We start from the raw sequence: 12,226 nt of genomic DNA, 5'->3' as shown, positions 1-12,226 counted from the left end.
ATGACTGCTGCCATCGAGATCTATACCCGCCCGGGCTGCGGCTACTGCACCGCGGCCAAATCGCTGCTGACGCGCAAGAACGCCGCGTTCACCGAGTTCAATGTGGCGAGCGACCCGGCCTACCGCGACGAGATGTACGGCCGTGCCGGCCATGGCTCGACCTTCCCTCAGATTTTCATCGGCTCCACCCATGTCGGCGGCTGTGACGAGCTGTATGCGCTGGACCGCGCGGGCAAGCTCGATGGCTTGCTGGCGGGAGAAAAGGCCTCCTCATGAACGCTGGCTCGACCTTTACCGCCGCCATGGTGCAGATGCGCACCGGGCTGTTGCCCGAGCCCAGCCTCGAGCAGGGCATCAGGCTGATTCGCGAGGCTGCCGCCCAGGGCGCCGACTACGTGCTCACGCCCGAGGTGAGCAATATGATGCAGCTAAATCGCAAGGCGCTGTTCGAGCATCTCGCGTCACAGGAAGACGATCGCTCGCTGAAAGCCTATCGGGCGCTGGCGGCGGAACTGAAGATCCATCTCCATATCGGCTCGCTGGCGCTGCGGTTTTCGCCGGAGCGCGCCGTCAACCGCTCGTTCCTGATTGCGCCCGACGGCAATCTGCTTGCGAGCTACGACAAGATCCACATGTTCGATATCGACCTGCCCGGCGGCGAAAGCTATCGCGAGTCCGCCAATTACCAGCCGGGCGAGACGGCGGTGATATCGGATCTGCCGTGGGGCCGGATCGGGCTGACGATCTGTTACGACGTCCGCTTCCCGGCTCTCTATCGCGCGCTGGCCGAAGCCGGCGCATCGTTTCTCACGGTTCCGTCGGCCTTCACGAAAAAAACCGGTGAGGCGCATTGGCATACGCTGTTGCGCGCCCGCGCCATCGAGAACGGCTGCTTCGTGTTCGCCGCGGCGCAGGCCGGCATGCACGAGAACAAGCGCGAGACCTACGGGCATTCGCTGATCGTCGCGCCGTGGGGCGAAATTCTCGCCGAGGGCGGCGTCGAGCCCGGCGTATTCCTCGCCGAGATCGATACCTCGAAAGTCGAGGCGGCCCGCAGGAGCGTGCCGTCGCTGCAGCACGGACGCCGCTTTGGCATCGCCGATCCCAAGGCCGGCCCCGAGCATCTGCATCTCGTCCGAGGCTCGGCATGATCCGCTACAACCTTCGCTGCGAGAAGGGCCATGCTTTCGAAAGCTGGTTTCAGAGCTCGGCGGCCTACGAGAGCCAGGAAAAGCGCAAGCTGGTGAGCTGCCCGTCCTGCGGCTCGGTCAAGGTCGAGCGCGCCATCATGGCTCCGCAGGTCGTGAGCAAGAAGGGCCGCGAAGTTGCCGCCCCCGCGCCGGCCGCCGCCGACAAGGCTGGATCGGAGTCGACACCGCTATTGATGGCGCAGGAGCGCGAACTGCGCGCCAAGCTGAAGGAATTGCGCGATCACATCGTGAAGAACGCCGACAATGTCGGCGAGCGCTTCCCCACCGAAGCGCGCAAGATGCACTACGGCGATATCGAGCATCGCCCGATCTACGGCGAGGCCTCGCCGGACGAGGCCCGCTCGCTGCTCGAGGAAGGCGTCGAGGTCTCGCCGCTGCCGGTTCTGCCGGAAGATAGGAATTGACGCGAGGCCACCTCGTCAGTGCGAGGAGCAACGCGACGAAGCAATCCAGCTCTCAACTTGTTGAGCTATGGATTGCTTCGCTTTGTTCGCAATAACGGTGGAGACGGAATTCTCACGCTGCCACCAATAGCGCCACACCGACGACAATCAACACAATTCCTGACAGTTCGCGCGCCGACATTGGCTGCTTGAAGGAATAGTACGATACGCCTTGCGCGAACAGCACCTCGACCAGCGCCAGCGTGCGCACATTTGCCGCCGCGGTCAGCGCCAACGCCAGAAACCAGAACTGCGAGGCGAATGCGCCCATGAAGCCCGCGAGCATCGAGGGCCGCCACAGGCTGAAAATCTTCATCAGCACATCGGGCGCGCGGGCGAGCAGATAGACCGTCAGCACCAGCGTCTGCACGAACAGGCCGAACACCAGCGTATAGGACGCTGCGGTGACGAAGGAGACGCCGGGCACCACGATCACGGCGCCGCGAAAGCCGACGGCTGACAACGCAAACGCCGCGGCGGCGGCCAGCCCCAGCAGCGTCGGCTTCAAATCCGCAAAGCCCTTCTCCGAGCCAGGACGCAGCGCGGCGATCACCACGCCGGCGGTCGCGATCAGGATCGCGATCACCTTCAGGACGGTCAAATGGTCGCTGAGAAATATGAATCCGAAAATCGCGGTCTGGATCGCCTCGGTCTTCAAATAGGCCGTGGTCACCACAAAGGAGCGATCGTTCATCGCAAGCAGCATCAGTCCGGTGCCGACGATCTGGCTGAACGCGCCGAGCAGCAGCCATGGCCAGAAGGCGGCTGCCGGCCACGGCACGGAGTCTCCGGTCGCAGCCAATACGAGCGCGAAAAACACCAGCGAGAACGGAAAGCCGAACAGGAAGCGGATATTGGTCGCGCCCCAGGTCCCGAGCGGCCCGGTCAGCGAGCGCTGCATCGCATTGCGCGCGACCTGGCTGAGCGCAGCGATGATGGTGAAGGGAATCCAGAGCGTGGCGACGGAGAACATGGGCGATACCAGCGGGAAGCTGCTGCACCGTGCCGGGCAAGGCCTATGCGGTCAACTGCCACGATTGCATGCGCCACCCACCCGAACGTGGTCCCTGCCCTCGCAGGAGCGCCTATATGCCTTCCGCCACCACCATGTAGTTCACGTCCATGTCGGACGAGATGCTCCATCTATCGGCTAGCGGATTATAGACCACGCCGGCCTGGTCGGTGACGGTGAGACGATTGTTGGCAAGGTGCTGCGCAAGTTCGTCCGGCGTGACGAACTTGTCCCACTGATGGGTACCGCGCGGCAGCCAGCGCAGGACGTATTCGGCGCCGACGATGGCGAGCGCAAAGCTCTTCCAGTTGCGGTTCAGCGTCGAGACCACCATGATCCCGCCCGGCTTGACCATCGCCGCGCAACGGGCGAGGAACGCGCCGACATCGGTGACATGCTCGATCACTTCCATCGCCAGCACGATGTCGAAACGCTCACGGTGGTCCATCTGCTCGACGGTGGTGCAGCGATAGTCGATCGACAGATGCCCCTTGTCCGCGTGCAGCCTGGCGGCGGCAATATTGGTGGGAGACGGATCGATCCCGACCACCTGCGCGCCGAGCCGTGTGAACGGTTCGCACAACAGGCCCGCACCGCAGCCGATATCGAGGATCCGCAGGCCGGACAGGCAGCTCAGGCTGCGCGCATTGCGCTCGAACTTGCGGCATGCGGCGTCGCGGATATAGCCAAGCCGCAGCGGATTGATCTTGTGCAGCGGGGCCATCTTGCCCTTGGGGTCCCACCACTCGTCGGACAGTTTTGAAAATTTCGCGACCTCGGCCGGGTCCACCGAGCTGCCGGTAGCGGAAAAGCTGGCAGAAGAGTTTTGCTGCATGACCATGATTTACGAGCTGGCCGGTCGCGTCGTGATGGCATTGCGAAACGCCAGCGGCGACGAAATGGTGGAAATGGTTTCTTCGCCTTCGCCGACGCCGTGGACCGTGACATTGCCGTAGTTGAGGATACGCCCCAGAATGCTCTGATCGACGTCGACGCTCTCGACCTTGTCGAGGCTCATTTCGAACGTCTTGCGCGTGATGAATCCGGTCTTGTGGACGATCCGCATATTCGTCACGTCGGTCTCGGTGGTCCAGCGATGGAACCAGGCCTTCGCGGTCCAGTACAATGCAGCAAGCCCGGCGATGGCAGCGACAGCCAGGCAAACCAGCATCAGCGCGTCGGCGGCAACCATGCGAGCCAGCACCAGAAACACGATCGCCACGGTCCAGGCCCCGATCGCCGGCAGGTAGAACATCCAGTGCGCGTTGGTCGAATAGAGCACCCGCTCGCCGGGCTGCAGGATTTCATCGATATAACGGCCCATACGCCTGCCCTGAATTAACCCGCTACTATAGCAATTTGCGCCATTTTGGGTCGAAAACGGAACCTGGGGTGCTTGCCCCGGACCGCGTCGCTATGTATACGCCGCTTTCGGCCCGGGCGCTCCAATTTCCGTGCGGGTCACCTAACTTATCCTCACAGGGAATGCACGCGTCGTCATGGGCCGCCTCGTGATGAAATTCGGCGGTACGTCCGTCGCCAATATCGACCGAATCCGCAACGTCGCGCGTCACGTCAAGCGCGAAGTCGACGCCGGGCATGATGTCGCCGTTGTCGTGTCGGCCATGGCCGGCAAGACCAACGAGCTGGTGGACTGGTGCGGCGACGCTTCGCCGATGCACGACGCGCGCGAATATGACGCTGTCGTGGCATCCGGCGAACAGGTCACAGCCGGCCTGCTCGCGATCGTGCTGCAGGGCATGGGCATCCAAGCCCGCTCCTGGCAAGGCTGGCAGATTCCGATCAAGACCTCCGACGCCCACGCCTCCGCGCGGATTCTCGAGATCGACGGCACGGAGATCGCCAGCCGTTTCAAGGACCGCAAGGAAGTCGCCGTCATCGCCGGCTTTCAGGGCATCAATCCGCAGACCAACCGAATCACCACGCTCGGGCGCGGAGGGTCCGACACGTCGGCAGTGGCGATTGCAGCCGCCATCCGGGCCGACCGCTGCGACATCTACACCGACGTCGACGGCGTCTACACCACCGATCCTCGGGTGGTTCCGAAGGCGCGGCGGCTCGACAAGATCGCCTTCGAGGACATGCTGGAACTGGCCTCGCTGGGCGCCAAGGTGCTGCAGGTACGCTCGGTGGAACTCGGCATGGTGCACAACATGCCCGTGTTCGTCCGTTCCAGCTTCGACAAGCCTGAGGATATCGACCCGCACGGCACGCCGCCGGGCACGCTGATCTGCAGCGAGGAGGAAATCATGGAAAGCCACGTCGTCACCGGCATCGCCTTCACCAAGGACGAAGCCCAGATTTCCCTGCGTCAGATCGAGGACAAGCCGGGCGTTGCCGCCGCGATCTTCGGACCCCTGGCAGACGCCAATATCAACGTCGACATGATCGTGCAGAACGTCTCCGAGGACGGCAAGACCACCGACCTCACCTTCACCGTTCCGGCCGCCGACTATAATCGCGCCCGAGAAACCATCACCGCGGCGAAGGGAAAGATCGGCTACGCCCGGCTCGACAGCGCCACCGACGTGTCGAAGGTCTCGGTGATCGGCAGCGGCATGCGCAGCCATGCCGGCGTCGCCGCGAAGGCGTTCAAGGCACTGTCCGAGCGCAATATCAACATCCGCGCCATCACCACCTCGGAGATCAAGTTTTCGGTGCTGATCGACGCCGCCTATACCGAACTTGCGGTGCGCACGCTGCACACGCTCTACGGGCTCGACCACACTTAGAACGATTTTCTCTCAAATTTGGCGCATGGTCTGATCGCCAAATCGGGTGCTTTTGGCGGATCATGCGCTTCGCTGGCGCAGCATCCGCCCTGACACACACGTTATTGCGTCTGGCAGGCGTTTTGCTTGGCAAAGCAAGCCTCGATTGGCTATAGGCCTAGTGAGGTGGGTTGCCGCACACTGCACCATCGTTGGCGATCCCATTCGGCGGGATCTGGTGCCTTGCGGCAGCGCCGAATGAATAAAATTGTTGGTTTGGTGCGTTTCACGCCAGCTGCCGGCCACCCGGCGGGCTGGCCCTGCGGGGGAGGATACCAGCACATGCGGAGCACGTCGGGAGGGCCCCGCGTCTTGTTGAGACGGCTCCGCGAAACCATGGCGGAGAAGGTCTCGGCCCAGGAACGGCTGGACAAGATCGTCGTGCTGATCGCGGCCAACATGGTGGCCGAGGTCTGCTCCTGCTACGTGCTGCGCATCGATAACACGCTCGAACTTTATGCCACCGAAGGCTTGAACCGCGACGCGGTGCACCGGACGGTGCTGAACGCGCATGAGGGCCTCGTCGGCCTGGTCGCCAGCGAAGCGAGCCCGCTCAACCTTTCGGACGCGCAAAGCCATCCGGCGTTCTCCTTCCGTCCGGAAACCGGCGAAGAAATCTATCATTCGTTCCTCGGCGTGCCGATCCTGCGGGCCGGCAACACGCTCGGCGTGCTTGTCGTGCAGAACCGCGCCAAGCGCACCTATGTGGAAGAAGAGGTCGAGGCGCTGCAGACCACCGCCATGGTGCTGGCGGAAATGATCGCCTCCGGCGAACTGGCGGCGCTGGCGCAGCCCGGCGCGGAACCGGCGGCGCGGCATTCCCAGCACAAGACCGGTGCGATTCTCTCCGACGGCATCGCGCTCGGTCATGTCGTGCTGCACGAGCCCCGCGTCGTCATCACCAACTACATCGCCGAGGACCTGCCGAAGGAAATCAAGAAGCTGGATGCCGCACTGGCCAAGCTGCGCGCCGATCTCGACCGCATGCTGGAGCGTGGCGACGTCGCCGAGGGCGGCGAGCACCGCGAGGTGCTCGAAGCCTACCGGATGTTTGCCAATGACCATGGCTGGTCGCACAAGCTGCACGAGGCGGTCGCCACCGGCCTCACCGCGGAAGCCGCCGTCGAGCGCGTCCAGTCCGATACCCGCGCGCGCATGCTGCGTTCGACCGATCCTTACCTGCGCGACCGCCTGCACGACCTGGAAGACCTCGGCCATCGCCTGATGCGGCAATTGGTGGGGCAGGACCATGCGCCGTCGCGCGAGCAGCTTCCCGAAAACGCCATCCTGATCGCGCGCGCGATGGGGCCGGCGGCGCTGCTCGATTACGACCGCAAGCGGCTCCGCGGTCTGGTGCTGGAGGAAGGCACCGCCAACTCTCACGTCTCGATCGTGGCGCGCGCGCTTGGCATTCCCGCCGTCGGCGAAGTGCCGAATGCGCCCGGCATCGCCGATCCCGGCGACCCCATCATCGTCGACGGCACCTCGGGCTCGATCTATGTCCGCCCCTCGGCCGAGATCGAGTCGGCCTATGCCGAGCGGGTGCGGTTCCGGGCGCGGCGGCAGGCGCAGTATGCGGCGCTGCGCGACAAGCCTTGCGTGACCAAGGACGGCCAGCCGGTCGAACTGATGATCAATGCGGGTCTCGTGATCGACCTGCCGCATATCGACGACACCGGCAGCGCCGGTATCGGGCTGTTCCGCACCGAGCTGCAGTTCATGGTCGGCCAGAGCCTGCCGCGATCGTCCGACCAGCTTGCGCTCTACCGCACTGTGCTGGACGCCGCCGGCTCCAAGCCGGTCACGTTCCGCACCCTCGATATCGGCGGCGACAAGGCGCTTCCGTATATGGAAACCGTGGTCGAGGAAAATCCGGCGCTCGGCTGGCGCGCGATCCGGCTCGGGCTCGACCGTCCCGGATTGTTGCGTGGCCAGATTCGCGCGCTGCTGCGGGCCGGCGGCGGCCGCGCGCTGAAGATCATGTTTCCGATGATTTCGGAGGTCGCCGAGTTCGATCAGGCCAAGGCGATCGTCGAGCGCGAGCTGACCTATTTGCGCCAGCACGGCCATGCGCTGCCGGAACGCATCGACGTCGGCACCATGGTGGAGGTGCCGGCACTGCTGTATCAGTTCGACGAACTCCTGAAGAAGGTCGATTTCGTCTCCGTAGGGTCGAACGATCTGTTCCAGTTCATGTTCGCGGTCGACCGCGGCAATCCCAAGGTTTCCGAGCGGTTCGACACCATGTCGGCGCCGATCCTGCGTGCGCTGCGCGACATCGTTCGCAAGGCGCAGGAGGCCAAAAAGACCGCCTCGCTGTGCGGCGAGATGGCCTCGAAGCCGCTCGGCGCGCTGGCGCTGATCGCGCTCGGCTATCGCTCGCTATCGCTGTCGGCCACCGCCCACGGCCCGGTGAAGGCGATGATCCTGGACCTCGACGCCAAGAAGGCGGAAGCTGTCATCATGCCGCTGCTCGACGCGCCAGCCGGCAGCGTCTCGATCCGGCAGAAGCTGACGGAATTCGCGGAAGCCGAGGGGCTGTCGTTGTAGCGAGGCTCTGTCCCGACAACGTCGCCCTTTGCCTCCGCCGCCCGAGAACCACGCCATGCTACCCGAAGCCAAACTCGATATCCTGCTCGCCCACCACGCCTCGCTCGAGGCCGAGCTGCTGGGCCAGGTGAATTCCGAAAAGTACGTCCAGATCACGCGCGAGCTCGCCGAGCTCAATCCGCTGATCGATGCGGTCAAGGCCTATCGTACAGCGCGGGCCGAGATTGCAGGCGCCGAATCGCTGCTGGCTGACGCCGGCACCGATCCTGAAATCCGCAACATGGCTGAGTTAGAGCTCGAAACGCTGCAGGCGCGCATTGCTGACCTCGAGCAGAAGATTCGCGTGGCGCTGCTGCCGAAGGACGCCATGGACGATCGCAACGTGATGCTGGAAATCCGCGCCGGCACCGGCGGCGACGAGGCGTCACTGTTCGCCGGCGACCTGTTCCGGATGTATGAGCGGTTTGCCGCGTTGCAGGGCTGGAAGGTCGAGGTGATCTCGGCATCGGAAGGCACCGTGGGCGGCTACAAGGAGATCATCGCCGAGGTGCAGGGCCGCGGCGCGTTCGCCAAGCTGAAATTCGAATCCGGCGTGCACCGCGTGCAGCGCGTGCCCGACACTGAAACCCAGGGACGGATTCACACGTCGGCGGCCACGGTTGCAGTGCTGCCCGAGGTCGAGGATGTCGATGTCGACATCAAGAACGAGGATTTGCGAATCGAAACCATGCGCGCGCAGGGCGCCGGCGGTCAGCACGTCAACAAGACCGAATCGGCGATTCGCATCACCCATATCCCGACCGGCATCGTCGTCATGATGCAGGACAGCCGCTCCCAGCACAAGAATCGTGCGTCCGCGATGAACATCCTGCGCTCGCGCATCTACGACGCCGAACGCCAGCGCGTCGAGGCCGCGCGCTCCGCGGACCGGAAGGAGAAGGTCGGCTCCGGCGACCGCAGCGAACGCATCCGCACGTACAATTTCCCGCAAGGCCGCGTCACTGACCACCGCATTAACCTGACGCTCTACAAATTGCCGCAGGTAATTGCCGGTGAAGCGCTGGGCGAACTGATCGACGCCCTGACCACCGAGCACCAAGCCGCGCAGCTTGCCGCGCAGGGCGCGGCGGCGTGAGCGCCATCCGGTTGTCGTCCTCTAAATTGTGGCTCGCCGCATGACGGATTTCATCGGCCAAACCGTCGATGCCGTACGGCGCGCGCTTGCCGCGAGACTCAAATCCGCGGCAATCGATTCCGCAGAACTCGACGCACGCTTGCTGACGGGCCATGCGCTCGGCCTCGACCTGACCGGCTTGATCACCGCCGCGCAGCGCCGGCTTACGCCGGAAGAATCGGCGCGCCTCGAAGATTTCGCGCGCCGGCGTCTGGCAGGCGAGCCGGTTGCCCGCATCATCGGCGAGAAAGAGTTCTGGGGTCTGCCGCTGCAACTTTCGGCCGCGACGCTGGTGCCGCGGCCAGACACCGAGACTGTGGTCGAGCTGGCACTGGAACTGGTGCGCGCCGGCGGAGACCTCAACCGTCCCCTGCGTGTTGCCGATCTCGGCACCGGCTCGGGGGCGATCCTGCTGGCGCTATTGTCCGAGCTGCCCGCGGCGCAAGGATTCGGAACCGACATTTCACAGACCGCCTTGCAGACCGCCGCAGCCAACGCAGCGCGCATCGGGCTATCGGATCGCGCCACGTTCGTCCCATGCGATTACGCGAGCGGACTATCCGGCCCGTTCGATCTGATTGTCTCGAATCCACCCTATATTCGCTCGTCTGATATCGCCGGGCTGGCGCCGGAGGTCAGGGATCACGACCCGCGTGCCGCGCTCGACGGCGGCGCCGACGGTCTGGACGCCTACCGCGCGCTGATCCCGCAGGCGGCCGACCTTCTGGCACCGGGCGCCGCCCTGATCGTGGAAGCCGGAGCGGGCCAAAGCAGCCAGATCCAGGCCTTAATGACGGCCGCAGGGTTAATGCCCGCAAAGGCCCCCAAAACCGATCTGGCGGGCGTTCCGCGGGCCGTCGCGGGCCACAAAACGGCCCGATAAAGTCCGTCTGGAACGCAAAAAAACCCCTTGGAATATTGCCCGGGAGCGACTACGTTCCGCTCACAACATCGGTCCAGGGTTGCCGGCCCCGTAAGGTGAAACGGTGAGGCCGGAGTTCTCGAAACGAGAGCCCGCCGGGTGAAAGGTTCCAAACGCAGGTCGAATCGAGCGCAATAGCTGAAGCTGTGCTGCTCTCGACCGTAAAGCGAACGAAAGCCTGATATTGCGCTTGAAGACTTACGCAACAGCCAGTCACGCGAAGCCGTCATGCAAGACGATTAGGCTGGTTTTGGCAGGCTGAATGATTTGGTCCGGAGGCGGATGAACGCAGCCGGTTGGGGAACGCGTCGTTGCTGAACGCGATGGTTGGCGAAATCGATGACATGAATCTGAACGGCACCGTGATTCGGTGCGCCTGAGCGCGCGCCGGATCGGATCAGGCTACGAAGGCAACTGCATAATTTCAGGGCTGGAATAAAGGCAAGACATGAGAAACGGTCAAAACAACAAGCGGATGCGTAACCGGAACAACAATAACAACAACAATAACCGGCGTGGTCAAAACCCGATGACCCGGGTGTTCGAATCGAACGGACCCGATATCAAGATCCGCGGCACCGCCTCGCATGTCGCCGAAAAATACGTTCAATTGGCGCGCGACGCGCGCTCTTCCGGCGACCCGGTCGCGGCCGAGAATTACTACCAGCACGCCGAACATTACTTCCGCCTCATCGCCGCCGCGCAGGAGCAGTTCCGGCAGAACCAGCCGCAGCCGCGCGTCGATACCGATATGCAGCCGACGGAAGACGGTGACGACGACGGCGATAGCTTCTCGCATTTCGGCCAGGAGCCGGGCTTCGTCCCGCAGCAGCCGCAGCCCTACATCCGCGACAACAATCCGCGCGAACAGCGCGGCGACGGCCAGCCCTACCAGCGTGACCAGCAACAGCCGCGCGAACAGCGCGGCGATCGGGAGCGCGACCGCGACCGCGAACACCGTCCGCAGCCGCAGTATCAGCCGCAACCGCAGCCGGTGATTGCCGATACCGGCGGTGTCGATCGCCTGCCCTCCTTCATCACCGGCCCGCAGCCGCAGGTGAATGGCGCGCCCGGCGGCTATGAAGAAGGCGGCCGCGGCGAACGTTTTCCGCGCCGGCGCCGCCGGCCGCATGGCCCGCGTCCCGACAGCATGGCCGCGCCTGCCGCGCCGAGTGAAGATTTCACGCCGGGGAATGAGTAGCTAATCCACGCGAGATCGTCGTTCCTGCGAACGCAAGGGAATCATACGCCGCGGCCTTCATTGAGGCACGCGGGTAGACGACTTCCAAAACAAAGATCAGCGGTGGTTATGGGTCCGTGCGTTCGCAGGGACGACGAGCGGATAGATTATGCCTTATCCCTCGTCGCCGTCGATGACGGCACCAGCACCGGCTCCAGCGATGGAATCAGGCGCGTGCGTTCGCGACCGGCGGGAATCGCGCGATAGACCTGCTTGGTCGCTTCAACGATATGAACGCCTGCGAACGGCAGCGACAGTGCGGCGCCGACGCGCTCCCATGCCATCGCCGAACGCAGAAACCAGCTATTGCCGACCGGCGGCAGGAACAGCGCCTCACCCCACGCCGCCGGCGTGAACCAGGTCTGCCGCAGCAATTGCGTGATCTGCGCGCGAGAATACGGCCGGCCGTGACCGAACGGTGTATTGTCGGTGCGCGTCCACACGCCGCGCCGGTTCGGAATCACCGCAATCAGGCGGCCGGACGGCGCCAGCACCCGCCACACCTCGCGCAGCAAGCGCTCCGGATCGTCGGACATTTCCAGCGCATGGACCAACAAAATGCGGTCCACCGCGGCGTCCGGCAACGGCATCGAGAATTCATCGATCAGGGTGGCCAGCGCAGGCCGCCCCGTCGGCCATTTCAAGACGCCCTGGGCTGCCGGCATGAAAGCGATGCAGCGCTCGGAATCCTCACGAAACAGGCCGAGATAGGGCGTCGGATAGCCGAGCCCCAGCACCCGCTGCCCTGCCGCATCGGGCCAGCGCGCCCGGATGCCGCGGTTGATCAACTGCCGCGCCACGATGCCGAGGCGCTGCGAATAGAAATCGCGGAGATCGATGACGTCGATGGTCATGCGCGCAATCTACCACACCGTGTTTCGT

Annotated in this window: 12 protein-coding genes; 8 read left to right on the top strand and 4 right to left on the bottom strand. The window is 64.2% G+C overall.

Features of this window, described 5'->3' with window-relative positions:
- Genes grxC through HCN50_RS09250 form a run of 3 tightly spaced genes read left to right on the top strand, consistent with a single transcriptional unit; the run spans position 1 to position 1,615 of the window.
- Positions 1–276 (top strand): glutaredoxin 3, encoded by a 276-nt coding sequence (grxC, locus tag HCN50_RS09260; RefSeq protein WP_171709342.1) that lies wholly within the window; start codon positions 1–3, stop codon positions 274–276.
- Complete coding sequence (locus HCN50_RS09255) at positions 273–1,151, top strand: carbon-nitrogen hydrolase family protein (RefSeq protein ID WP_171709341.1); 879 nt, start codon at positions 273–275, stop codon at positions 1,149–1,151. The genes grxC and HCN50_RS09255 overlap by 4 nt, the downstream gene beginning before the upstream one ends.
- Positions 1,148–1,615: a DUF1178 family protein gene (locus HCN50_RS09250; RefSeq protein WP_171709340.1), complete on the top strand. Its 468-nt coding sequence runs from the start codon at positions 1,148–1,150 to the stop codon at positions 1,613–1,615. The genes HCN50_RS09255 and HCN50_RS09250 overlap by 4 nt, the downstream gene beginning before the upstream one ends.
- Before the next feature lie 112 nt (positions 1,616–1,727).
- Here the strand turns inward: HCN50_RS09250 and HCN50_RS09245 are convergent, their stop codons facing one another.
- From HCN50_RS09245 to HCN50_RS09235, 3 genes are all read right to left on the bottom strand, one after another.
- Positions 1,728–2,627, bottom strand: a complete 900-nt coding sequence (locus tag HCN50_RS09245) for an EamA family transporter (protein WP_171709339.1) — start codon at positions 2,625–2,627, stop codon at positions 1,728–1,730.
- Positions 2,628–2,739: 112 nt separating this feature from the next.
- A complete protein-coding gene (gene ubiG / locus HCN50_RS09240; protein WP_171709338.1) occupies positions 2,740–3,507 on the bottom strand; it encodes a bifunctional 2-polyprenyl-6-hydroxyphenol methylase/3-demethylubiquinol 3-O-methyltransferase UbiG in 768 nt (255 codons plus the stop codon).
- A gap of 3 nt (positions 3,508–3,510) precedes the next feature.
- Positions 3,511–3,990: a PH domain-containing protein gene (locus HCN50_RS09235; RefSeq protein ID WP_171709337.1), complete on the bottom strand. Its 480-nt coding sequence runs from the start codon at positions 3,988–3,990 to the stop codon at positions 3,511–3,513.
- Between the two features lie 175 nt (positions 3,991–4,165).
- On the opposite strand from HCN50_RS09235, the gene HCN50_RS09230 reads away from it, so the two are divergent.
- From HCN50_RS09230 to HCN50_RS09210, 5 genes are all read left to right on the top strand, one after another.
- Positions 4,166–5,419, top strand: coding sequence for an aspartate kinase (locus HCN50_RS09230; RefSeq protein WP_171709336.1), 1,254 nt, complete (start codon positions 4,166–4,168; stop codon positions 5,417–5,419).
- Positions 5,420–5,740: 321 nt separating this feature from the next.
- Positions 5,741–8,008, top strand: coding sequence for a phosphoenolpyruvate--protein phosphotransferase (gene ptsP / locus HCN50_RS09225; protein WP_171709335.1), 2,268 nt, complete (start codon positions 5,741–5,743; stop codon positions 8,006–8,008).
- Between the two features lie 55 nt (positions 8,009–8,063).
- Positions 8,064–9,143, top strand: coding sequence for a peptide chain release factor 1 (gene prfA / locus HCN50_RS09220; protein WP_171709334.1), 1,080 nt, complete (start codon positions 8,064–8,066; stop codon positions 9,141–9,143).
- Between the two features lie 40 nt (positions 9,144–9,183).
- Complete coding sequence (gene prmC / locus HCN50_RS09215) at positions 9,184–10,065, top strand: peptide chain release factor N(5)-glutamine methyltransferase (protein WP_171709333.1); 882 nt, start codon at positions 9,184–9,186, stop codon at positions 10,063–10,065.
- 487 nt (positions 10,066–10,552) lie between these two features.
- The gene (locus HCN50_RS09210) at positions 10,553–11,305 is read left to right on the top strand and encodes a DUF4167 domain-containing protein (protein ID WP_171709332.1); all 753 of its coding nucleotides are present in this window, start codon (positions 10,553–10,555) and stop codon (positions 11,303–11,305) included.
- 146 nt (positions 11,306–11,451) lie between these two features.
- Here HCN50_RS09210 and HCN50_RS09205 read toward each other — a convergent pair whose 3' ends face one another.
- Positions 11,452–12,198: a methyltransferase domain-containing protein gene (locus HCN50_RS09205; protein ID WP_171709331.1), complete on the bottom strand. Its 747-nt coding sequence runs from the start codon at positions 12,196–12,198 to the stop codon at positions 11,452–11,454.
- Positions 12,199–12,226 lie beyond the last annotated feature (28 nt).

Source organism: Bradyrhizobium archetypum (assembly GCF_013114835.1).
Classification (GTDB): Bacteria; Pseudomonadota; Alphaproteobacteria; order Rhizobiales; family Xanthobacteraceae; genus Bradyrhizobium; species Bradyrhizobium archetypum.
The sequence above is the reverse complement of the archived record's forward strand: the minus strand, read 5'-3'. Positions and strand labels throughout refer to the sequence as shown.